At 43.2% G+C, this 20023-nt stretch carries 33 protein-coding genes; 29 read left to right on the top strand and 4 right to left on the bottom strand.

Going from position 1 to position 20023, the window contains the following annotated elements; genetic code table 11:
* Nucleotides 1-170: 170 nt before the first annotated feature.
* From rpsJ to rplQ, 28 genes are all read left to right on the top strand, one after another.
* Nucleotides 171-482, top strand: a complete 312-nt coding sequence (rpsJ, locus tag E2I05_RS21105) for a 30S ribosomal protein S10 (protein ID WP_011635639.1) — start codon at nt 171-173, stop codon at nt 480-482.
* A 27-nt stretch (nt 483-509) separates the two neighbouring features.
* Nucleotides 510-1148: a 50S ribosomal protein L3 gene (rplC, locus tag E2I05_RS21100; protein ID WP_121853336.1), complete on the top strand. Its 639-nt coding sequence runs from the start codon at nt 510-512 to the stop codon at nt 1146-1148.
* A 16-nt stretch (nt 1149-1164) separates the two neighbouring features.
* The gene (gene rplD / locus E2I05_RS21095; protein ID WP_121853337.1) at nt 1165-1770 is read left to right on the top strand and encodes a 50S ribosomal protein L4; all 606 of its coding nucleotides are present in this window, start codon (nt 1165-1167) and stop codon (nt 1768-1770) included.
* Complete coding sequence (gene rplW / locus E2I05_RS21090) at nt 1767-2069, top strand: 50S ribosomal protein L23 (protein WP_121853338.1); 303 nt, start codon at nt 1767-1769, stop codon at nt 2067-2069. Before rplD ends, rplW begins: the two co-directional genes overlap by 4 nt.
* 17 nt (nt 2070-2086) lie before the next feature.
* Nucleotides 2087-2911, top strand: a complete 825-nt coding sequence (gene rplB / locus E2I05_RS21085) for a 50S ribosomal protein L2 (protein WP_121853339.1) — start codon at nt 2087-2089, stop codon at nt 2909-2911.
* Between the two features lie 14 nt (nt 2912-2925).
* Nucleotides 2926-3204, top strand: coding sequence for a 30S ribosomal protein S19 (gene rpsS, locus E2I05_RS21080; protein ID WP_025011962.1), 279 nt, complete (start codon nt 2926-2928; stop codon nt 3202-3204).
* Between the two features lie 15 nt (nt 3205-3219).
* Nucleotides 3220-3552, top strand: coding sequence for a 50S ribosomal protein L22 (gene rplV / locus E2I05_RS21075; RefSeq protein WP_121853340.1), 333 nt, complete (start codon nt 3220-3222; stop codon nt 3550-3552).
* Between the two features lie 9 nt (nt 3553-3561).
* Nucleotides 3562-4251, top strand: a complete 690-nt coding sequence (gene rpsC / locus E2I05_RS21070; protein WP_121853341.1) for a 30S ribosomal protein S3 — start codon at nt 3562-3564, stop codon at nt 4249-4251.
* 11 nt (nt 4252-4262) lie between these two features.
* Nucleotides 4263-4673 carry a 50S ribosomal protein L16 gene (rplP, locus tag E2I05_RS21065; protein WP_121853342.1) on the top strand — a complete coding sequence of 137 codons (411 nt, stop codon included), beginning with the start codon at nt 4263-4265 and terminating at the stop codon, nt 4671-4673.
* The gene (gene rpmC / locus E2I05_RS21060; protein WP_121853343.1) at nt 4673-4864 is read left to right on the top strand and encodes a 50S ribosomal protein L29; all 192 of its coding nucleotides are present in this window, start codon (nt 4673-4675) and stop codon (nt 4862-4864) included. Before rplP ends, rpmC begins: the two co-directional genes overlap by 1 nt.
* Nucleotides 4864-5112, top strand: a complete 249-nt coding sequence (rpsQ, locus tag E2I05_RS21055; protein WP_121853344.1) for a 30S ribosomal protein S17 — start codon at nt 4864-4866, stop codon at nt 5110-5112. Before rpmC ends, rpsQ begins: the two co-directional genes overlap by 1 nt.
* Before the next feature lie 178 nt (nt 5113-5290).
* On the top strand, nt 5291-5659 hold the full coding sequence (gene rplN, locus E2I05_RS21050; RefSeq protein ID WP_121853345.1) for a 50S ribosomal protein L14: 369 nt from the start codon (nt 5291-5293) through the stop codon (nt 5657-5659).
* An 11-nt stretch (nt 5660-5670) separates the two neighbouring features.
* Complete coding sequence (gene rplX / locus E2I05_RS21045; protein WP_121853346.1) at nt 5671-5985, top strand: 50S ribosomal protein L24; 315 nt, start codon at nt 5671-5673, stop codon at nt 5983-5985.
* 12 nt (nt 5986-5997) lie between these two features.
* On the top strand, nt 5998-6537 hold the full coding sequence (rplE, locus tag E2I05_RS21040; RefSeq protein WP_121853347.1) for a 50S ribosomal protein L5: 540 nt from the start codon (nt 5998-6000) through the stop codon (nt 6535-6537).
* Nucleotides 6538-6547: 10 nt separating this feature from the next.
* A complete protein-coding gene (gene rpsN, locus E2I05_RS21035) occupies nt 6548-6853 on the top strand; it encodes a 30S ribosomal protein S14 (RefSeq protein ID WP_121853348.1) in 306 nt (101 codons plus the stop codon).
* Nucleotides 6854-6877: 24 nt separating this feature from the next.
* The gene (gene rpsH / locus E2I05_RS21030; RefSeq protein WP_121853349.1) at nt 6878-7270 is read left to right on the top strand and encodes a 30S ribosomal protein S8; all 393 of its coding nucleotides are present in this window, start codon (nt 6878-6880) and stop codon (nt 7268-7270) included.
* A gap of 10 nt (nt 7271-7280) precedes the next feature.
* Complete coding sequence (rplF, locus tag E2I05_RS21025) at nt 7281-7814, top strand: 50S ribosomal protein L6 (protein WP_121853350.1); 534 nt, start codon at nt 7281-7283, stop codon at nt 7812-7814.
* 10 nt (nt 7815-7824) lie between these two features.
* On the top strand, nt 7825-8175 hold the full coding sequence (rplR, locus tag E2I05_RS21020; protein ID WP_121853351.1) for a 50S ribosomal protein L18: 351 nt from the start codon (nt 7825-7827) through the stop codon (nt 8173-8175).
* A gap of 13 nt (nt 8176-8188) precedes the next feature.
* On the top strand, nt 8189-8692 hold the full coding sequence (gene rpsE / locus E2I05_RS21015) for a 30S ribosomal protein S5 (protein ID WP_121853352.1): 504 nt from the start codon (nt 8189-8191) through the stop codon (nt 8690-8692).
* Nucleotides 8693-8698: 6 nt separating this feature from the next.
* Nucleotides 8699-8881 (top strand): 50S ribosomal protein L30, encoded by a 183-nt coding sequence (gene rpmD, locus E2I05_RS21010; RefSeq protein WP_121853353.1) that lies wholly within the window; start codon nt 8699-8701, stop codon nt 8879-8881.
* A 1-nt stretch (nt 8882) separates the two neighbouring features.
* A complete protein-coding gene (gene rplO / locus E2I05_RS21005; protein WP_121853354.1) occupies nt 8883-9317 on the top strand; it encodes a 50S ribosomal protein L15 in 435 nt (144 codons plus the stop codon).
* Nucleotides 9318-9324: 7 nt separating this feature from the next.
* Complete coding sequence (secY, locus tag E2I05_RS21000; RefSeq protein WP_121853355.1) at nt 9325-10665, top strand: preprotein translocase subunit SecY; 1341 nt, start codon at nt 9325-9327, stop codon at nt 10663-10665.
* 21 nt (nt 10666-10686) lie between these two features.
* A complete protein-coding gene (gene rpmJ / locus E2I05_RS20995; RefSeq protein ID WP_006083579.1) occupies nt 10687-10800 on the top strand; it encodes a 50S ribosomal protein L36 in 114 nt (37 codons plus the stop codon).
* Between the two features lie 125 nt (nt 10801-10925).
* Complete coding sequence (rpsM, locus tag E2I05_RS20990; protein WP_121853356.1) at nt 10926-11282, top strand: 30S ribosomal protein S13; 357 nt, start codon at nt 10926-10928, stop codon at nt 11280-11282.
* 15 nt (nt 11283-11297) lie between these two features.
* Nucleotides 11298-11690 (top strand): 30S ribosomal protein S11, encoded by a 393-nt coding sequence (gene rpsK / locus E2I05_RS20985; protein WP_025823496.1) that lies wholly within the window; start codon nt 11298-11300, stop codon nt 11688-11690.
* Between the two features lie 32 nt (nt 11691-11722).
* Nucleotides 11723-12343: a 30S ribosomal protein S4 gene (gene rpsD, locus E2I05_RS20980; RefSeq protein ID WP_121853357.1), complete on the top strand. Its 621-nt coding sequence runs from the start codon at nt 11723-11725 to the stop codon at nt 12341-12343.
* Nucleotides 12344-12367: 24 nt separating this feature from the next.
* Nucleotides 12368-13357, top strand: coding sequence for a DNA-directed RNA polymerase subunit alpha (locus E2I05_RS20975; RefSeq protein WP_121853358.1), 990 nt, complete (start codon nt 12368-12370; stop codon nt 13355-13357).
* Between the two features lie 42 nt (nt 13358-13399).
* A complete protein-coding gene (gene rplQ / locus E2I05_RS20970; protein ID WP_121853359.1) occupies nt 13400-13795 on the top strand; it encodes a 50S ribosomal protein L17 in 396 nt (131 codons plus the stop codon).
* A gap of 424 nt (nt 13796-14219) precedes the next feature.
* On the opposite strand, the gene E2I05_RS20965 is transcribed toward rplQ, so the two are convergent.
* The 4 genes from E2I05_RS20965 to E2I05_RS20955 form a co-directional block, all read right to left on the bottom strand.
* Nucleotides 14220-14660, bottom strand: coding sequence for a transposase (locus E2I05_RS20965; protein ID WP_170179662.1), 441 nt, complete (start codon nt 14658-14660; stop codon nt 14220-14222).
* Nucleotides 14591-15292, bottom strand: coding sequence for an IS110 family transposase (locus E2I05_RS20960; protein WP_170179661.1), 702 nt, complete (start codon nt 15290-15292; stop codon nt 14591-14593). The genes E2I05_RS20965 and E2I05_RS20960 overlap by 70 nt, the downstream gene beginning before the upstream one ends.
* Entirely contained in the window at nt 15289-15417 is a 129-nt protein-coding gene (locus tag E2I05_RS22815) for a hypothetical protein (protein ID WP_279387048.1), read from the bottom strand. The genes E2I05_RS20960 and E2I05_RS22815 overlap by 4 nt, the downstream gene beginning before the upstream one ends.
* 557 nt (nt 15418-15974) lie before the next feature.
* Nucleotides 15975-18395, bottom strand: a complete 2421-nt coding sequence (locus E2I05_RS20955) for a penicillin acylase family protein (RefSeq protein WP_121855177.1) — start codon at nt 18393-18395, stop codon at nt 15975-15977.
* 339 nt (nt 18396-18734) lie between these two features.
* Between E2I05_RS20955 and E2I05_RS20950 the strand changes: the two genes are divergently transcribed.
* On the top strand, nt 18735-19661 hold the full coding sequence (locus E2I05_RS20950) for a hypothetical protein (protein ID WP_121855178.1): 927 nt from the start codon (nt 18735-18737) through the stop codon (nt 19659-19661).
* Nucleotides 19662-20023 lie beyond the last annotated feature (362 nt).

Genomic DNA, 20023 nt, shown 5'->3' with positions numbered 1-20023 from the left:
CACTTCGCTGAGTTGTCTCAGCGAACTAGGCATTAACCACTTGAGTTAACGCTTAACATACATAGCGATTCCGATAGGGAATCGAACGGTTAAATCATCTCGCTCTGCCTTTCAAGAATGAAAGTTGCATGAGGGTGGTTTTTTGTGTTCATTTTTAGGAGCTCTGGTCAATGCAGAACCAAAGAATCCGTATCCGCTTAAAAGGATTTGATCATCGTCTGATTGATCAGTCTACTGCGGAAATCGTTGAAACTGCTAAGCGCACAGGCGCTCAGGTTCGTGGTCCAATTCCACTACCTACGCGTAAAGAGCGTTATACCGTTTTGATCTCTCCACACGTTAATAAAGACGCGCGTGACCAGTATGAAATTCGTACACACAAGCGTTTGGTTGACATCGTAGAGCCAACTGAAAAGACTGTTGACGCGTTGATGCGTTTAGATCTTGCAGCTGGTGTCGACGTTCAGATTAGCTTGGGTTAATTGAGATCCTTAGAAGAGGTTTGAGAGATGGCTATCGGTCTTATTGGTCGTAAAGTTGGTATGACTCGCATCTTCACTGAAGATGGCGTATCCATACCCGTATCAGTAATTGAAATACTAGCTAACCGCGTAGCTCAAGTGAAAACACTTGAAAATGACGGTTACAGTGCACTTCAACTTACTACTGGTACCAAAAAAGCCAACCGCATCACCAAGCCAAATGCAGGTCACTTTGCTAAGGCTGGCGTAGAAGCTGGTCGTGGTTTGTGGGAAATGCGTTTAGCAGATGGTGAAGGCGTAGGCATTGAAGTTGGTGCTGAGCTAAATGTTGATATCTTTGCTGATGTAGCAAAAGTTGACGTTACCGGTCAATCTAAGGGTAAAGGCTTCCAAGGCGGTGTTAAGCGTTGGAATTTCCGTACTCAAGATATGACACACGGTAACTCTTTGTCGCACCGCTCGAATGGTTCTATCGGTCAGAACCAAACGCCGGGTCGTGTATTCAAAGGTAAGAAAATGTCAGGCCATATGGGCGCTGAGCGTGTTACTACACAGAATCTAGAAGTAGTTCGTGTAGACGCAGAGCGTAACCTACTGTTGGTTAAAGGTGCTGTTCCTGGCGCTACTAACGGTAACCTGATCATTAAGCCAGCAGTTAAAGCTTAGGTCTAAGGAGATAGTAATGGAATTGGTATTGAAAGACGCGCAAAGCGCTCTTGAAGTTTCCGAAACTACCTTTGGCCAGGACTTTAACGAAGCACTGGTTCATCAGGTAGTAGTGGCTTACGCGGCAAACGCCCGTCAAGGCACTCGCGCGCAAAAAACACGCGCAGAAGTCAAAGGTTCTGGAAAGAAACCTTGGCGTCAGAAAGGTACAGGTCGAGCTCGTGCTGGTACTGTAAAAAGCCCAATCTGGCGTAGTGGTGGTGTAACTTTTGCTGCTAAGCAGCAAGATCACAGCCAAAAAGTTAACAAGAAGATGTACCGCGGAGCGCTTAAGAGCATCCTGTCTGAATTGGTACGTCAAGACCGTCTAATGGTTGTTGAATCATTTGGTATTGAAGCTCCTAAAACGAAAGAGCTGAAAAACAAATTGACTGCAATGAACCTAACTGACGTGTTGATTGTTACTCCAGAAGTTGATGAGAATTTATTCTTGGCAGCTCGTAACCTGTACAAAGTTGACGTTCGTGACGTTGCTGGTATTGATCCAGTAAGTCTAATCGCGTTCAACACTGTGCTGGTAACTGCTGATGCAGTTAAGCAAATCGAGGAGATGCTAGCATGATCCGCGAAGAACGTTTGCTAAAAGTTATTCTAGCACCACACATCTCTGAGAAGAGCACTGTAAATGCCGAGAAAACTAACACTGTAGTTTTCCGCGTAGCAATTGACGCCACTAAAGCTGAAATTAAAGCGGCTGTAGCTCAATTGTTCGAAGTTGAAGTCGAAACTGTTCGTACTTTGGTAAGCAAAGGCAAAACTAAGCGTCACGGTGCCCGCATGGGTCGTCGTAGCGATTGGAAAAAAGCTTATGTAACGCTTGCTGAAGGTGCAGATCTTGACTTCGTCGGCGGCGCTGAATAAGCAAAGGAGATTGAATAATGGCAGTTATTAAGTGTAAGCCAACCTCTCCAGGTCGTCGCCACGTTGTTAAAGTGGTGAGCAGCGATCTGCATAAGGGAAAACCCTTTGCTGGCCTGTTGGCGAAAAAATCAAAGTCTGGTGGTCGTAATAACACCGGTCGTATCACTGTTCGCCATGTGGGCGGTGGTCATAAGCAGCATTACCGTATTGTTGACTTTAAACGTAATAAAGACAGTATTCCTGCAAAAATTGAACGTCTTGAATACGATCCTAACCGTTCTGCAAACATCGCTTTGGTGTTGTACGCAGATGGTGAACGTCGCTACATTCTTGCAGCTAAAGGCATGCAAGCTGGTGACAAGATCATGTCAGGCGTTGATGCTGAAATAAAATCTGGCAACGCAATGCCGCTTCGCAACATCCCAGTGGGTTCTGTTGTGCATGCAGTTGAGATGAAACCTGGTAAAGGTGCTCAAATCGCGCGTTCTGCTGGTGCTTATGTTCAAGTCGTTGCACGTGATGGTTCTTATGCGACTCTACGTCTTCGCTCAGGCGAAATGCGTAAAGTTCCTGTAGATTGCCGCGCAACCCTAGGTGAAGTTGGTAACTCTGAGCACATGCTACGCCAATTAGGTAAAGCTGGTGCGAAGCGCTGGAGAGGTGTACGCCCAACTGTTCGTGGTGTTGCCATGAACCCAGTTGATCACCCACATGGTGGTGGTGAAGGTCGTACTTCTGGTGGTCGTCATCCTGTGTCTCCATGGGGTATGCCTACTAAGGGTTACAAAACTCGTAGCAATAAACGCACTGACAAGTACATTGTACGTCGTCGTAATAAATAGTAAGAGGATTCGCCATGCCACGTTCTCTCAAGAAAGGTCCCTTCATTGACCTGCACTTGCTGAAGAAGGTAGAGAAAGCGGTGGAAGCCGGTGACAAAAAGCCTATTAAGACTTGGTCTCGCCGCTCTATGATCATTCCAAATATGATTGGATTGACCATCGCTGTCCATAATGGTCGTCAGCACGTACCTGTTTTCGTAACTGATGAAATGATCGGCCACAAACTTGGTGAATTTTCACCAACTCGCACTTATCGCGGCCATGCTGCAGATAAGAAAGCGAAGAAGCGTTAATACGGGAGAAATAAGATGGAAGTTTTAGCTAAACATCGTTTTGCCCGTACGTCGCCTCAAAAAGCTCGCTTAGTTGCTGATCAAGTTCGAGGCTTACCTGTTGCTAAGGCACTGGAAGTTTTGACATTCAGCTCTAAAAAAGCGGCCGTACTGGTTAAGAAAGTTTTAGATTCAGCTATTGCGAATGCAGAGCACAACGAAGGCGCTGACATCGATGAGCTAATCGTCGGTAAGGTATTCGTTGACGAAGCCCCAACCATGAAGCGTATTATGCCACGTGCTAAAGGCCGTGCTGATCGTATCATCAAGCGTACCAGCCACATCACTGTGGTTGTATCAGATCGCTAGGAGAGAGTAATGGGACAGAAAGTACATCCAAATGGTATCCGTCTGGGTATCACAAAACCTTGGATCTCTACCTGGTACGCTGACAAGGGTGACTATGCAGCAAACCTAGACAGTGACTGGGAAGTGCGTCAGTTCTTATTTAAGAAACTGAAAGCAGCATCAGTATCTAAGGTTGTTATCGAGCGTCCAGCGAAAAGCATCCGCGTTACGATTCACACAGCCCGCCCAGGCGTTGTGATTGGTAAGAAAGGTGAAGACGTTGAAGTATTGCGTAAGGCCGTGTCTAAGATCACTGGCACTACAGCACAAATCAACATCGCTGAGATCCGTAAGCCTGAGCTTGATGCTAAATTAGTTGCTGACTCAATTGCTCAGCAGTTAGAGCGTCGTGTTATGTTCCGTCGTGCTATGAAGCGTGCGGTACAAAATGCAATGCGCATTGGCGCATTAGGTATCAAGGTTCAAGTTAGCGGTCGTTTAGGCGGCGCTGAAATCGCACGTTCTGAGTGGTATCGTGAAGGTCGTGTACCTTTGCATACTTTACGTGCTGATATCGACTATGCTACTGCAGAAGGTCACACTCAGTATGGTGTGATCGGTGTTAAAGTTTGGATCTTCAAAGGCGAAGTTCTAGACGGAATATTACCGCAGTTAGAAGAGCCGAAGCAGCAACCTAAGCGTAAGCCACGCGGTAAATAGGAGAGCCTTCAATGTTGCAACCTAAACGTATGAAGTTCCGCAAGATGTTCAAAGGCCGCAACCGCGGTGTAGCGAACGGTACTGAAGTGAGCTTCGGAGAGTTTGGTTTGAAAGCCGTTGGACGTGGTCGTCTAACTGCTCGTCAAATTGAATCTGCGCGTCGTGCTATGACACGTCACATTAAACGTCAAGGTAAAATCTGGATTCGAGTTTTCCCTGACAAGCCTATTACCTCTAAGCCTCTTGAAGTGCGTATGGGTAAAGGTAAAGGTAACGTTGAATACTGGGTATGTCAGATTCAACCTGGTAAGGTTCTTTATGAGATGAATGGTGTTTCAGCTGAGCTAGCGCGTGAAGCGTTTGAACTTGCTGCAGCCAAGCTTCCAATTAAGACTACCTTCGTAACTAAGACGGTGATGTAATGAAAGCGAGCGAACTAAGAGAAAAGAGCGTTGAAGAACTTAACGCTGAACTACTTGGTCTGCTGCGTGAGCAGTTTAACTTGCGTATGCAAAATGCTACTGGTCAGTTGAGCCAAACTCATCAACTGAAAATAGTGCGTCGTAGCATAGCGCGCGTTAAGACCATTATTACTTCTAAGGCGGGTGCATAATGTCTGATAAGATCCGTACATTGCTTGGTCGTGTAACTAGTAACAAAATGGACAAGTCTATTACTGTTGCTGTTGAGCGTCAGGTAAAACACCCTATCTATGGTAAGTACATCAAACGTACTACCAAGATTCATGCACATGATGAAGTAAATCAGTGTAATGAAGGTGATGTAGTGACGATTCGTGAGTGTCGTCCACTTTCTAAAACTAAAGCATGGACTTTAGTTGAAGTAGTGACAAAGGCCTAATATTTAGGACTTTTGGTAAACGGCTCCAGCTTTTGGGGCCGTTTTTATTTTAATTACTACCTATTCCAAATTTATGGTGTTATACTTGCGCGCCATTTTTGACTAAATTGTTAGCAATAATGGTATGTGAATTCCCCGTATTTGGGGATTGTGTAGTAACGATAGCGGAGCACTTGAAATGATCCAAATGCAATCGCAGCTTGAAGTGGCCGACAATAGCGGCGCGCGTAGAGTTCAGTGTATTAAGGTCTTGGGTGGCTCTCATCGTCGTTATGCCGGGATCGGCGACATCATCAAAGTTTCTGTAAAAGAAGCTATTCCTCGCGCTAAAGCGAAGAAAGGTGATGTGTATAACGCGGTGGTAGTCCGAACTAAGAAAGGCGTACGTCGTCCAGACGGATCTGTCATTCGCTTCGATCGGAACGCAGCAGTTTTGCTTAATGCAAACCTTGCACCGATTGGTACTCGTATCTTTGGCCCAGTGACACGTGAATTGCGTAATGACCAATTCATGAAAATTGTCTCGCTGGCCCCAGAAGTACTGTAAGGAGCTTCAAAATGGCAGCAAAAATACGTCAGAATGACGAAGTAATTGTACTTGCAGGCAAGGATAAAGGGAAAACTGGTAAAGTGACCCGCGTTCTTACTGACGGTAAATTATTTGTTGAAGGCATCAACCTTGTTAAAAAGCATCAAAAGCCAAACCCACAATTGGGCGTAACTGGTGGTGTAATTGAGCAAGAAGCTGCTCTTCAAGCATCAAATGTAGCGATCGTAAACCCTGCAACTAGCAAGGCTGATCGTGTTGGTTTCCGAATTGAAGACGGCAAAAAAGTTCGTTTCTTCAAATCGAATAGTGAACTCGTTAAGTAATTGGAGTAAACGATGGCGAAACTGCATGATAAATATAAAGAGACTGTTATCTCTGAACTTGCTAAAAAGTTTGGTTACAGCAGTGTCATGCAAGTCCCACGGATCGAAAAAATCACCCTTAATATGGGTGTTGGTGAAGCCGTAGCAGATAAGAAAGTTATGGAGCATGCGCTTCGTGACATGACAGCTATCGCAGGCCAAAAGCCAGTTGTAACTGTAGCTCGTAAATCAGTTGCTGGTTTTAAAATCCGTGAAGGCTACCCTATAGGCTGTAAAGTTACCCTGCGCGGTGAGCGTATGTGGGAATTCTTAGAGCGTTTAGTTGACATTGCAATCCCACGTATCCGTGATTTCCGCGGAATGAGCGCGAAATCGTTTGATGGTCGTGGTAACTATGCAATGGGCGTACGTGAGCAGATTATCTTCCCAGAAATCGATTATGATAAAATCGATAAAATTCGCGGTTTGGACATCGTTATTACGACGACTGCGAAAGATGACGAAGAAGGTCGTGCTCTATTGGACGCATTCAACTTCCCATTTAAGAAATAAGGGTAGCGTAATGGCAAAAAGTTCTATGAAGGCACGTGAAGATAAACGTGCAAAGCTCGTAGCAAAATATGCTGAAAAACGTGCAGCACTTAAAGTATTGATCGCAAGCCCAGCAACGTCTGATAACGACCGTTGGGATGCTGTACTTAAGCTGCAAAGTCTACCACGTGATTCCAGCAGTTCGCGTCAGCGTAATCGTTGTAATCAAACTGGTCGCCCACATGGTTATTTACGTAAATTCGGCCTAAGCCGTATTAAATTACGTGAAGCCACTATGCGTGGTGAAGTTCCTGGTCTACGTAAGGCCAGCTGGTAAGTACTTGTCACGGAGTAAGCTAATATGAGCATGCAAGATCCTATTGCGGATATGTTAACCCGTATTCGTAACGGCCAAGCTGCTAACAAAGTATCAGTTGCTATGCCTTCTGCTAAGTTAAAAATCGCTTTAGCGAAATTGCTTAAAGAAGAAGGTTACATTACTGACTACGCCGTAGCAGATGAAGCCAAGCCTGAACTGGAAGTTACTTTAAAGTATTTCCAAGGCAAACCAGTCGTTGAGACTATCCAGCGTGTCAGCCGTCCAGGGCTTCGTATTTACAAAGGTAAAAACGAACTTCCTAAAGTGATGGGTGGTCTGGGTATCGCAATTGTGTCCACTTCAAAAGGCTTGATGACTGATCGTGCTGCCCGCCAAAATGGCATGGGTGGTGAGGTTATCTGCTACGTAGCATAAGGAGTAAGCAATGTCTCGTGTCGCAAAAGCACCCGTTGCAATCCCTGCTGGTGTAGAGGTAACGGCAAACGGTCAGACTATTACTGTTAAAGGCAGTAAGGGTAGTCTAACTCGAGTGATCAATGCTGCAGTAGTAGTAACTATCGAAGCGAGCCAAGTTACGTTTGGTCCAGTTGAAGGCGTTACTAACGCTTGGGCACAAGCGGGCACTGCTCGTGCATTGATTAATAATATGGTTGTTGGTGTTACCGAAGGATTTCAAAAGAAACTTCAGTTAATTGGTGTTGGTTACCGTGCGAAAGTTGCTGGTAAAGGCGTTGATTTAACTTTAGGTTTTTCACATCCTTTGGTTCATGAACTTCCAGACGGCGTAAAAGCTGAATGTCCAAGTCAAACTGAAATCGTACTTAGCGGTATCGATAAGCAGTTAATTGGTCAAGTTGCAGCTGAAATTCGCGGCTACCGACCACCAGAGCCTTATAAAGGCAAAGGTGTTCGTTACGCTGATGAAAATGTACGCCGTAAAGAGGCTAAGAAGAAGTAGGTAACGCGATATGGATAAGAAAACATCTCGCTTACGCCGCGCTACTCGCGCTCGTAAGAAGATCCTAGAATTAGGCGTAAACCGTCTGGTTGTGCATCGTACGCCACGTCACATTTATGCTCAGGTGATTAATGCTGAAGCTCAAGTGTTGGCTGCTGCTTCAACTGCCGAAAAAGCAGTTAAAGAGCAACTTAAAGGCACTGGTAATGTTGACGCAGCAAAAGCAATTGGTAAAGCAATTGCTGAGCGTGCGGTTGAAAAAGGCGTAACTTCAGTTGCGTTCGACCGTTCTGGTTTCAAGTATCACGGTCGTGTTGCTGCACTAGCAGACGCTGCTCGTGAAGCTGGCCTGAAGTTCTAAGGGGTTATAAAATATGGCTAAATTAGAAACTCAGCAAAAAGACGATCTGCAAGAAAAATTGATTGCAGTAAATCGTGTTTCTAAAGTGGTAAAAGGTGGTCGCATCTTTAGTTTTACAGCACTAACAGTCGTTGGTGATGGTAATGGTAAAGTTGGTTTCGGCTACGGTAAAGCGCGTGAAGTACCAGCTGCGATTCAAAAAGCGATGGAAAAAGCTCGTCGTAATATCGTAACTGTTCAATTGAACGAAGGTACTTTGCATCACCCTATTAAGGGGCGTCACTCAGGTTCTCGTGTTTACATGCAGCCTGCTAGTGTTGGTACTGGTGTAATCGCCGGTGGTGCGATGCGTGCAGTACTGGAAGTTGCAGGCGTACATAACGTACTGTCTAAGGCTTACGGTTCTACTAACCCAATCAACATCGTTCGTGCGACCGTTGACGCGCTGGTACATATGAAGTCACCAGCTCAAGTTGCGGCTAAACGTGGTCTGAGCGTTGAAGAGATTCAGGGGTAAGACACCATGGCTAAGAAAACAATTAAAGTAACTCAGACTAAAAGTGCAATTGGTCGTTTGCCAAAGCACCGTGCAACCCTAACAGGTTTAGGTCTGCGTCGTATTAATCACACTGTTGAATTGGAAGATACTCCTTCTGTTCGCGGTATGGTTAATAAGGTCTACTACATGGTATCGGTGGAGGATTAAAATGCGTTTAAACACTTTATCTCCAGCAGCAGGTTCTAAATCTGCACCGAAGCGCGTAGGCCGTGGTATTGGTTCTGGATTAGGTAAAACAGCTGGTCGCGGTCATAAAGGCCAAAAGTCACGTAGTGGCGGCGGCGTACGCGTTGGTTTTGAGGGCGGTCAAATGCCACTTAAAATCCGATTGCCTAAATTTGGTTTTACCTCGCGCTTAGCTAAGGTAACGGCTGAGGTTCGCATTAGCGAACTGGCAAAAGTTAACGGTGATGTTATCGACTTGCATTCGTTGAAAGATGCGAATGTAATTAGTCGCAACATTCAGTTTGCGAAAATCGTTCTTTCAGGTACCATTGACCGCCAAGTGACTGTAAAAGGTCTTAAGGTAACTAAAGGTGCTCGTGCAGCTATTGAAGCTGCCGGCGGAAAGATCGAGGAATAATACGTCGATGGCAAAACCAGGACTTGATTTAAAAAGCGCGAAAGGTGGGCTTTCAGAACTGAAAGCTCGCCTCCTGTTCGTGATTGGTGCAATTATCGTCTTTAGGACGGGTTCGTTTGTACCAATTCCTGGTATTGACGCAGCTGTGCTAGCAGATTTGTTTGCACAACAAAAAGGCACCATCTTAGGCATGTTTAACATGTTTTCCGGTGGTGCTCTTGAACGTGCTTCTATCTTTGCATTGGGTATCATGCCGTATATTTCGGCGTCGATCATCATGCAGTTATTGACTGTTGTGCATCCTGCACTTGCTGAATTGAAAAAAGAAGGCGAGTCTGGACGTAAAAAAATCAGTCAATATACAAGATACGGTACGTTAGTGTTGGCAACATTCCAAGCGATTGGTATTGCTACTGGATTGCCGAGTTTAGTTCCTGGCCTAGTTGTTAATTTAGGTCTCGGATTTTACTTTGTTGCGGTCGTGAGTTTAGTGTCAGGAACCATGTTCTTGATGTGGCTCGGTGAGCAAATAACTGAGCGTGGGATCGGTAACGGTATTTCAATTCTGATTTTTGCAGGCATTGTAGCTGGTTTACCTTCTGCTATCGGTCAAACGGCCGAGCAGGCGCGTCAAGGTGATTTGAGTGTATTAGTGTTGTTGCTTCTTGCTCTGATTGTGTTTGCAGTCACATATTTTGTGGTATTTGTTGAACGTGGTCAGCGAAGAATTGTGGTAAACTATGCGAAACGTCAGCAAGGACGAAAAGTTTTTGCGGCGCAAAGTACCCATCTACCATTAAAAATTAATATGGCAGGTGTAATACCACCAATTTTTGCATCCAGCATTATTTTGTTCCCGGGCACACTGGCTCAGTGGTTCGGACAAAATGAGTCTATGTCGTGGTTGAGTGATTTTGCACTCGCTGTATCGCCTGGACAACCGCTGTATTCATTATTGTACGCAACAGCAATTATCTTCTTTTGTTTCTTCTACACGGCGTTGGTATTCAACCCACGTGAAACAGCGGATAACTTAAAGAAGAGCGGTGCATTCATTCCTGGGATACGTCCTGGAGAACAGACTTCGCGTTATATTGATAAAGTAATGACCCGTCTTACATTAGCCGGTGCGTTATACATTACCTTTATCTGCTTAATTCCGGAGTTCATGTTAATTGCATGGAAAGTACAGTTCTATTTTGGCGGTACTTCACTACTGATTATGGTAGTTGTAATCATGGACTTCATGGCTCAGGTTCAGACCCATATGATGTCTCATCAATATGAGTCTGTTATGAAGAAAGCGAATCTTGTCAACAAGTCGAATCTTGAACGATTTGGTCGATAAGACGCTTAACGGAGTGATGAAATGAAAGTTCGAGCTTCCGTGAAGAAGATCTGCCGTAACTGCAAGATCGTCAAGCGTAGTGGTGTTGTACGCGTTATCTGTGTTGAACCTAAACACAAACAGCGTCAAGGCTAAAAAAGCATTTTAGCCAACTTGAATAAAAAATTGTTCAAGTTGGCTAAAAATTATTTGCAAAACCGTTGTCTGTCGAGTATCCTTTCGGGCTTTTCGCAGATGACCTTTAACTTAAGGAGTGCATAGTGGCCCGTATCGCTGGCATTAACATTCCTGATCAAAAGCATACAGTCATTGCATTGACTGCTATTTTCGGCATTGGCCGTACTCGCGCAAGAGCAATCTGCGCGGCTACCTCAATTGCTGAATCTGCTAAGATCAAGGAATTGAGCGAAGCTCAAATAGATACTCTACGCGAAGAAGTTGCCAAGTATGAAGTAGAAGGTGACTTACGTCGTGAGATTTCAATGAACATCAAGCGCCTAATGGATCTTGGTTGTAATCGTGGTCTCCGCCATCGTCGTAGCCTGCCTCTTCGTGGGCAACGTACCAAGACCAATGCGCGTACGCGTAAAGGTCCACGTAAACCAATTAGAAAGTAACGGGAAGGACAAGCAATGGCTAAAGTACCGTCACGTTCTCCGCGTAAGCGCGTACGTAAACAGGTTGCAGATGGCATGGCTCATATCCATGCTTCTTTCAACAATACAATTGTTACGATTACAGATCGTCAAGGTAATGCTTTATCTTGGGCAACTGCAGGTGGCAGTGGTTTCCGTGGTTCACGTAAATCAACTCCATTCGCTGCACAGGTTGCTGCTGAGCGTGCAGGTAATGCAGCTCAGGATTATGGTGTTAAAAATCTTGAAGTTTTCGTAAAGGGTCCAGGTCCAGGTCGTGAGTCAGCCATTCGTGCGCTGAACGCTGTTGGTTATAAAATTACCAACATTACCGATGTGACGCCTATTCCTCATAACGGTTGTCGTCCTCCTAAAAAGCGTCGTGTATAACGTCGTTACCTTAGGATAGTTGGAGAAAGATCATGGCAAGATACTTGGGTCCCAAGCTCAAGCTCAGCCGCAGAGAAGGTACAGACCTTTTCCTAAAAAGCGGTGTGAGAGCAATCGATTCGAAATGTAAACTGGAACAAGCTCCAGGTCAACACGGTGCACGAAAGCCGCGTTTATCTGAATATGGCTTACAGTTACGTGAGAAACAAAAAGTTCGTCGTACTTACGGTGTGTTAGAAAAGCAATTCCGTAACTACTACAAAGATGCTGCACGCGTTAAAGGCAACACAGGTGAAAACCTTCTTCAGTTGCTAGAAACTCGCCTAGATAACGTTGTTTATCGAATGGGCTTTGGCTCTACACGCGCAGAATCACGTCAGCTAGTCAGCCATAAATCAATTATGGTTAACGGTCGTGTTGTCAACATCCCTTCATTCAAAGTGTCTGCGAATGACGTGGTAAGTATTCGTGAGAAGTCACGCGTTCAAGCTCGCATTAAAGCAGCATTGGAAGTGTCGGCACAACGCGAAAAGCCTACATGGGTTGAAGTCGACAGCGCTAAAATGGAAGGTGCTTTCAAGCGCGTTCCTGAGCGTAGCGACTTGTCTGCGGACATTAATGAACAGCTGATCGTCGAGCTTTACTCTAAGTAAAGCTAATAAACAAGAGAGGACACAATGCAGGGTTCTGTTAAAGAATTTCTTAAGCCGCGTCTCGTTGATATCGAGCAGGTTAACACAACACGTGCCAAAGTGACTTTGGAGCCATTAGAACGTGGTTTTGGTCATACATTAGGTAACGCGTTGCGTCGCATCCTATTGTCGTCTATGCCCGGCTGTGCGGTTACCGAGGTCGAGATCGACGGCGTACTGCATGAATACAGCAGCAAGGAAGGCGTTCAAGAAGATATCCTTGAAATATTGTTAAATTTAAAGGGTTTAGCAGTAAACGTCGAGGGTAAAGATGAAGCCATGCTTACTTTGAGTAAGTCTGGCGCAGGCCCTGTTACTGCAGCAGATATTACTCATGATGGCGATGTCGCTGTCATGAACCCGGATCATGTAATCTGTCATTTGACAGGTAGCAGTGACATCAGCATGCGTATTCGAGTAGAGCGTGGACGTGGATACGTACCGGCTTCTGCTCGTGCACAAACTGAAGATGACGAGCGCCCTATTGGTCGCTTGTTAGTGGATGCTTCTTTCTCACCTGTTGCACGTATTGCTTACAATGTTGAAGCAGCGCGTGTTGAACAGCGTACTGACTTAGATAAGCTTGTGATTGATATGACCACTAATGGTACTATCGAGCCAGAAGAAGCGATTCGTCGTTCAGCAACTATTTTAGCCGAACAGCTAGATGCGTTTGTTGAATTACGTGACGTAACTGAGCCAGAGCTGAAAGAAGAGAAGCCAGAGTTCGATCCGATTCTATTGCGTCCTGTCGACGATCTAGAGTTAACTGTACGTTCGGCTAACTGTTTGAAAGCCGAAGCGATTCATTACATCGGAGATCTGGTACAACGCACTGAAGTTGAGCTACTGAAAACGCCAAATTTAGGTAAGAAATCACTTACTGAAATTAAAGACGTTTTAGCATCTCGCGGACTGTCGTTAGGTATGCGTCTGGAAAATTGGCCTCCGGCTAGTTTAGCAGACGACCTATAAGTCCCAGGTTTTGTACAGATTTTAGGTTATAAGGATTAAGTCATGCGCCATCGTAAGAGTGGACGTCAACTTAACCGCAATAGCAGTCATCGTTCTGCCATGTTTCGTAACATGGCAGTATCGCTAGTTCGTCATGAGATCATCAAGACGACTACCGTTAAAGCGAAAGAACTGCGCCGCGTAGTTGAACCCCTAATTACACTTGCTAAAAGTGACAGTGTTGCAAATCGTCGTTTAGCATTTGCTCGTACCCGCGACGCTGAAGTTGTAGGTAAGTTATTTACTGAATTGGGTCCACGCTTCCAGGAACGCCCTGGTGGTTATACCCGTATTCTTAAGTGCGGTCTTCGTACTGGTGATAAAGCGCCTATGGCGTATATTGAACTAGTAGGCCGTCCTGAAGCTGCTGAAGCTGTCGAAGTAGACGCTGCAGAGTAAATACGAAATTGTAAAAAAGCCGAGTATGATTACTCGGTTTTTTTATGCTTGTTTTTTGGTGTTCAGGTAAATTCACAACTTGTTTAGTATTGAACCTAGAAACATCAGTTGACTGCGTTCTCAAGCATAGAAAAAATGGCTGATAGTAAGGCGTAGCTTGCAGCAAGTAGTTATTCTACTTGCAAAAGTTACAACGCAAATAGCAGTCATTTTCGTAAGCTTGTGAGCGTAGAGCACTTCACTCATTGGGTGAAAGCCATGATGATAAAATCATCGTATTGCGCTCAAACAGTTACTCATATACTTAGCGTTCAACTGATGTTACCGTGAAAATTAATAGTATTAGACGCAACATAGTCCTCCCCGCAATTATTGAAGGGATAAAAATAAGTCTGGCTGTCTGTTAAGCTTTTTGCTTAACTGTTTATACCATATTGTATTTAACCATCATTTGAAGCCATCGGGGACTATTTCTCCTGACCATTAACTCCTCGTAGTTAATATCTGGGTCAAAATAGGCTTTCCTTCGGCTTAATACTGTGTAGATAATACGTAAAAGTTTGTGGGCGATAGCAATGATACTTCTCTTGTGTCCTCGACGGATGACCAAACCTTGGTACTTGCCTTTGAATTGGCTTTTCGTCTTAACGGCAGCATTAGCTACTTCACACAAGAGTGTTTTGACCATTTTGTTTCCTTTACGCATTCGCCCACTTTTTCTTTTTCCTGCACTTTCATTATTTCCCGGACATAAACCTGCCCATGAGCTGATACCCTTCATTCCATCGAAGCAACTCATGTCGTCACCGATTTCACCAATAAGATAAGCTGCACTGATAACACTAGTGCCCGGTATCGTTTGCAAAAGTTCCAGAGCCTCATCTCATTCCACGGTTTTATCGTTTCAATAATTAAGGTCTCTAGCTCAGCAAGCTGCTTCTCTAGAAACTCAATGTGATTTTTGATATTACGCAAGATATAAAAGTGTGACGTAGTAAGAGTTTCGTCCATACTCGCCATAAGTTCACTTCTATCGGCTTTCAGTCTTGGGTCGACCATTTTTATCAAGTCACACAATGGCTTTCCTTCAATCAGACCGTTCACGAGTATTTGCCCTGATTTCCCGTTAATGTCGCTAATAAACCCGCCCAGACGAATACCAGCATCATCTAAGGTTTTATGTAATCGATTTTTCTCATTACTCAACTCCTTTTTTTGTTTGTCTCTTCTGCGAGTCAGTAATCTGAGTTGCTTCTGCTGTGGCGCTGGAACGAAACTTGACCGAACGAGTCCATAGTGACCGAGTGAAGCGAGCCATTGACTGTTAATGACATCTGTCTTTCGACCGGGAACATTCTTGACATGTCTTGCATTAACGACCTGCGTTTTTATGCCAGTAGTAACAAGTGAAAGGTAGATGCTTTTCCAGTAAACACCTGTACTTTCAATTACAGCTAGCTCAATATGATGCTGCTTGAGAAAATGGCATAATTTCAAGCGTTTTTTTTTAAAGTACCAAAGGATTGGGTGATTTCTTCAATTCCCTGCTCTGTCTCCTTGCGGATAGTGACCATCATCTTGTGGACATCTAATCCTGCACAACTTTTTACAATAGGCTCCATAAAATACTACTCCACTGAATTAAAGTGAGTAGCAGAGCCTAGTGGATAGATTGGATTGCCAAGAACTCTAACGAGAACTGGTCATTTTACCGTTCATTCAATGCGTAAAAGCTGAAATAGCCGAGGGTGCGAGCAACCATATCCAGATCAATTTAGGTTCAGTTATGAAAACTAAAAAAAATGCGACCACGATTTAAGCTCTGCTAATAGTTAGAATAAAACAGAAAGAATTTTCATGGTGTAGGGTGATAGAAAAATCGAAATTAAAGTAAACGCTCATGACATCTATGCCTATCATGAACGTTTAGGTTGAACCTAAATAAATTGGTTGAACGCACAATTTAACTTTAATCTAATGAAGTTAAATACAAAATTAAACAACCCAAATTCGCCCATCAGGTGAGTGCTCAACATTCATATACTTGCCAAAATAACCGCTAGCTGCGTTATAAATTTTGTAGGTAAAACCACTGCTTGCTGCTATTTATGCCTTGCTATTAGTTATTTTTTCTGCGTATATGAACGCTCCCAACCGATTTATTTAGGTTGAGTTTTCATTATTTTTTTGGAGTTAAAGTGAGTGTATATTTTGCTTGCTGTGGTAAAAAAGCACTGGCGGATCCAGTTGCCCAATCATTATATCCCATCGAATAATATTCAGATAAAGGGTGGCCACTTTGGCCTCCCGGCATATGAAAAATGCCGTATTCTTCATTTCCAGGTGATACGATCATTCGCTCGGATACTCCGGCAGTGGGCCTTTGTACATTCGGCATCCAAGAATCACCGGCTAATTTCACACTAGACATGTTCAAGTGGTGTCCCAGATAAGGTATCGCCTCCGATAAGGGGTGGTATATACGTGCTCTATTTTTATCTCCCCATGTTGCCATTTTAATAGCTGATATGGGGTTTGTATTATATTGAACAGCTAAACGGTTTATTGTATTGTCCACGACAGACGTGAATAGTTGATCCCAACTATCATACTTTGGACTCAACCAGTTCATAGGTTGATCTTGATACAGCCTGAGCAGCATTTCTTCTTCGTGATTTACTTTTTGCAACCACGTATCATTTACATCCAAGTGCTTATCGCTAGACTTGCTCAGCAAATACTTTCCGATGCTTTGGAGAACCTCTAAATTTAAATTATCGTAGAATTCTCTTACCAATCGGTAGCCTATATCTTCAGTTGATGCAGCTGCTGACCAATTGTTCACATACTGATAAAACACTTCTCGCTCTGGGTGATGTATTCGTTTTTCTGTTGTAAGCGAACTGAGTATTAATTGCCGCCAATTGTTGAGATATATTGCTTCATTATCCAGTGCAATGTTTAACAATTTTGACTCAGTAGCTTGGTTTAATTCCAGTAGTTTATTCTCTATTTGTTGTTGTCTTGCGCCTAAGGCGTAACCACCATCGCCGATTATCATTTTATTGGTTCCAGATACAACGCGGGCATTTGCAGTCCATATTCGGTTGTTGGAAGGGTTAATGAGTCTTGGATATTCTTCTGATGCTAGCCACTGGCGCCAATGTGTGTCTGCTTTAGACCAATTTATTGGAGTGCTGGGATCATTGAGGTTTCTTTTTGGAATTCTTCCGGCAATTGTCCAACCAATATTGCCTTTACTGTCTCCAACGGTAAAGTTCTGTGGTGGAATTCCTGCTGTGGTTGCAATCTCGATGGCTTGTTTGACAGTGTGTGCAGTTTCAAGTTTGAGTAAATTCAGATTAGTTGCGCTTGGTTTATGTGCTGTCCATGTCAGTGCAAACTTACATTTGCATAATGGAGAGGTAATGATCGGACCCCAATGTGTCGTCTGGTAACTGACTTCGACAGAAGGTTCATCTTTAACTTCAATAGTGTCGTACCAAGTTTTGATTTGAGTTTTTCCTTGGTTAGTCAAATATTGATTATTATTGATTTCAAGCTCGATCAGATCGGTCCAATCACCATAGCTATTGGTAAACCCCCATGCGATATGACCATTACTTCCTATCACAATATTTGGGAGCCCAGGTAAAGTAACGCCGGTTATTTTTATGTTTTGTTTTTGTGTGCTAGTTGCAGAAGCTTGAGGGTAAATAAGTTGAGCTCTGTACCAAGTGGTTGGTACTCGCAGGCCTAAGTGCATGTCGTTTTCTACAATAGCCGAGTGGTTGCTTGTGATATTTCCTGATACAGCCCAGTTATTACTACCAATAAAACCGTCAGGTACCAATTTACCAGTTAAATGAGTATAAAAATTAGAATCTCTTTCCCGTAAGTTTATTTGCTCTTTGTTTGGGATAGTTGGTTTGGTGTAAGCTGGTTCATGCTGTAATGGTGAATCCCAACGTGTGTTTTGGGGCGATAAAAAAGACAATACTTCTGGTGTTGTGGTTTTAAGAATGAAGCCTTTGGTACTATCGAGTATTCCGTTTGAGTCGTTTAAATCGAAATACATGCTAAAAATAGTAAGAAAACTATCTTCTTCTTTCCAAGCTTTAGGGGTTACACCGAGTAACCAATATTCAAATGGCTTGACCGCTAAAGCATTAAGCCCTTCATTCACTCCTTTAGCATACATAGACAGTATTTGTTTGTCTTGGCTTGGAAGTAAGCTAAACGCTTCCATGGCAATTTTTCTAAAGCGGTGCTTCCTCTGTTTTTTGTCATAGCTAAGGGCTCTTGAGCCAAAAATTTCAGATAGTTCACCGGCAGAGTTTCGTCTAGATAGATCCATTTGAAAAAATCGATCTTGTGCGTGTAAAAAGCCCGTGGCAAATGCAACATCAGCTCTTGAGGCTCCAATGATGGTAGGAACTCCCGATTTATCGCGGCTTATGGATATTGGCAGTTCTATCTGAGGAAGCTGTATTTGGCCTTGAAGCGTGGGTAAGCTAAAAATCAATATGAGATAAGCAATAGACACAGCACTAATTAAGAGCACAAAAAGGCTTAGCAAAATCTTTTTAAAATATAACATGGGCTTGTTACCTTAATTAATAATGTTGTTGTGGAGATTATTGACTATTTAAAATCGTTTTTACTTCAAAGTGCATATGTTGTCGAATATTATCTCGTCTGTTGTCAGATTAATTCAATGCGATCAGGCAAATTAAACATCATTCATTATTCTACTTTTTGGGAACTTCATCTTTATAATGTTATCGAATTTATAGAACGGTTACGTTTTTTATACTTTTCTCAAAAGTTTGAATTATTCTTTGAACAAAAAGTTGTCATTTTTTAACCGTTTAAATTCATCGTCACCTGAGTTTACAAGAAGGCATTAGTGATCGTTACTAATGATAAAGGAGGCATTATGATATCTGGTTCATGGGGATGTTCTGGAAGAAAGCTTGATACTGAATTTGTTAATAAAGTTAGGCAAGCAAAGTCCCAAGGGTTAGGCTGCACGAATGTAGAAAGTCTTTTGCAACGGATCATTAATTGGTTTCGTGGCGTTGACTCTAAACAATATACACTTCCGCTAGTCGTTTTAATGAATGCACGCACTGATTACAATCACAAAGGAGCAGGATTACATGCTTGCCGATCAGCAATGGAACACTTTAATGGCTTAAAGCGTACTGCGATTAAGGGAGATGACGGTCCTAAAATCTATGAACGACTTGAAGATGATCATGCTAATGAAGGACGAAAGGTTCACATTTTTGAAATACAACTTCGTAATTCAGCTGGGAAAATGGAACTAATTGAACTTGGACGTGTGAGAGCCGCTGCATCGGAGAAAGTGGCAAAGTCAGTACGAGAATTGATAGCTAAAAAAGAACATGCAAAAATGGTTACCCAGAGTACACCTTATCAAGTCATGAACCGTATAAGTGGTTGTTTTTCTAGTGATCAAAGAGGACTGAATTTACTGATCCGATTAGCCAATGATGAAGATATTGAGGCGGCAGATAAAACGTTATTTGAATTAAGACAAGAATGCATTGATACCAGAGTGAGATTTAAAGTTTCTGTGATGAATATGCCGACTGAGGATAAGACAGGTCAGCTCAAATATAAGAGAAATTATTGGGTCGTTTATGATGGTAATGATTTAGCTTGTATAAAAAAAGGTGCTGAAGTTGCTTTAGAGTTTGGAATGACTTTTAATGAAAATGACCTGACGGCGCTCATTTTAGATACTTTAGACAATGAAGATTTACATCAGAGAGAGCAAGAAAAGAATCGATTTACCTTGTCTGATTTAGAGGAAAGACAACGTTATTCAAACTGGTAGTGTTTATTCAACCTTGTATGAATCTAACAGAGCGGAATTCTTCCGCTCTTGTTAACCGGGATAAATCGGTTGAACGCACGGTTCAAGTCTAATCTATTGAAATTAAATGAAAAATTAAATAATCATAATTCACCTATCAGGTGAGTGCTGAACATTCATATACTTGCCCAAATCACCGCTAGCTGCGTTATAAATTACCGTGAAAATTAATAGTATTAGACGCAACATAGTCCTCCCCGCAATTATTGAAGGGATAAAAATAAGTCTGGCTGTCAGTTAAGCTTTTTGCTTAACTGTTTATACCATATTGTATTTAACCATCATTTGAAGCCATCGGGGACTATTTCTCCTGACCATTAACT

Source organism: Parashewanella spongiae (assembly GCF_004358345.1).
Lineage (GTDB): Bacteria > Pseudomonadota > Gammaproteobacteria > Enterobacterales > Shewanellaceae > Parashewanella > Parashewanella spongiae.
This window is presented reverse-complemented; position numbering and strand designations above follow the sequence as displayed.

Excerpts from the sequence above, each read along its gene's own strand:
- secY (WP_121853355.1), top strand. The coding sequence starts at position 9,325 with ATGGCAAAACCAGGACTTGATTTAAAAAGCGCGAAAGGTGGGCTTTCA.
- rpsN (WP_121853348.1), top strand. The coding sequence starts at position 6,548 with ATGGCAAAAAGTTCTATGAAGGCACGTGAAGATAAACGTGCAAAGCTC.
- rpmC (WP_121853343.1), top strand. The coding sequence starts at position 4,673 with ATGAAAGCGAGCGAACTAAGAGAAAAGAGCGTTGAAGAACTTAACGCT.
- rplR (WP_121853351.1), top strand. The coding sequence starts at position 7,825 with ATGGATAAGAAAACATCTCGCTTACGCCGCGCTACTCGCGCTCGTAAG.
- rplP (WP_121853342.1), top strand. The coding sequence starts at position 4,263 with ATGTTGCAACCTAAACGTATGAAGTTCCGCAAGATGTTCAAAGGCCGC.
- rpsJ (WP_011635639.1), top strand. The coding sequence starts at position 171 with ATGCAGAACCAAAGAATCCGTATCCGCTTAAAAGGATTTGATCATCGT.
- rplD (WP_121853337.1), top strand. The coding sequence starts at position 1,165 with ATGGAATTGGTATTGAAAGACGCGCAAAGCGCTCTTGAAGTTTCCGAA.
- rpsC (WP_121853341.1), top strand. The coding sequence starts at position 3,562 with ATGGGACAGAAAGTACATCCAAATGGTATCCGTCTGGGTATCACAAAA.
- rpsQ (WP_121853344.1), top strand. The coding sequence starts at position 4,864 with ATGTCTGATAAGATCCGTACATTGCTTGGTCGTGTAACTAGTAACAAA.
- rplC (WP_121853336.1), top strand. The coding sequence starts at position 510 with ATGGCTATCGGTCTTATTGGTCGTAAAGTTGGTATGACTCGCATCTTC.
- rpsE (WP_121853352.1), top strand. The coding sequence starts at position 8,189 with ATGGCTAAATTAGAAACTCAGCAAAAAGACGATCTGCAAGAAAAATTG.
- rpsD (WP_121853357.1), top strand. The coding sequence starts at position 11,723 with ATGGCAAGATACTTGGGTCCCAAGCTCAAGCTCAGCCGCAGAGAAGGT.
- rplO (WP_121853354.1), top strand. The coding sequence starts at position 8,883 with ATGCGTTTAAACACTTTATCTCCAGCAGCAGGTTCTAAATCTGCACCG.
- rplN (WP_121853345.1), top strand. The coding sequence starts at position 5,291 with ATGATCCAAATGCAATCGCAGCTTGAAGTGGCCGACAATAGCGGCGCG.
- rplF (WP_121853350.1), top strand. The coding sequence starts at position 7,281 with ATGTCTCGTGTCGCAAAAGCACCCGTTGCAATCCCTGCTGGTGTAGAG.
- rplX (WP_121853346.1), top strand. The coding sequence starts at position 5,671 with ATGGCAGCAAAAATACGTCAGAATGACGAAGTAATTGTACTTGCAGGC.
- rplE (WP_121853347.1), top strand. The coding sequence starts at position 5,998 with ATGGCGAAACTGCATGATAAATATAAAGAGACTGTTATCTCTGAACTT.
- rplB (WP_121853339.1), top strand. The coding sequence starts at position 2,087 with ATGGCAGTTATTAAGTGTAAGCCAACCTCTCCAGGTCGTCGCCACGTT.
- rpsK (WP_025823496.1), top strand. The coding sequence starts at position 11,298 with ATGGCTAAAGTACCGTCACGTTCTCCGCGTAAGCGCGTACGTAAACAG.
- E2I05_RS20975 (WP_121853358.1), top strand. The coding sequence starts at position 12,368 with ATGCAGGGTTCTGTTAAAGAATTTCTTAAGCCGCGTCTCGTTGATATC.
- E2I05_RS22815 (WP_279387048.1), bottom strand. The coding sequence starts at position 15,417 with ATGGAGCCTATTGTAAAAAGTTGTGCAGGATTAGATGTCCACAAGATG.
- rpmJ (WP_006083579.1), top strand. The coding sequence starts at position 10,687 with ATGAAAGTTCGAGCTTCCGTGAAGAAGATCTGCCGTAACTGCAAGATC.
- rpsS (WP_025011962.1), top strand. The coding sequence starts at position 2,926 with ATGCCACGTTCTCTCAAGAAAGGTCCCTTCATTGACCTGCACTTGCTG.
- rpmD (WP_121853353.1), top strand. The coding sequence starts at position 8,699 with ATGGCTAAGAAAACAATTAAAGTAACTCAGACTAAAAGTGCAATTGGT.
- rplW (WP_121853338.1), top strand. The coding sequence starts at position 1,767 with ATGATCCGCGAAGAACGTTTGCTAAAAGTTATTCTAGCACCACACATC.
- rpsH (WP_121853349.1), top strand. The coding sequence starts at position 6,878 with ATGAGCATGCAAGATCCTATTGCGGATATGTTAACCCGTATTCGTAAC.
- rplQ (WP_121853359.1), top strand. The coding sequence starts at position 13,400 with ATGCGCCATCGTAAGAGTGGACGTCAACTTAACCGCAATAGCAGTCAT.
- E2I05_RS20955 (WP_121855177.1), bottom strand. The coding sequence starts at position 18,395 with ATGTTATATTTTAAAAAGATTTTGCTAAGCCTTTTTGTGCTCTTAATT.
- E2I05_RS20950 (WP_121855178.1), top strand. The coding sequence starts at position 18,735 with ATGATATCTGGTTCATGGGGATGTTCTGGAAGAAAGCTTGATACTGAA.
- rplV (WP_121853340.1), top strand. The coding sequence starts at position 3,220 with ATGGAAGTTTTAGCTAAACATCGTTTTGCCCGTACGTCGCCTCAAAAA.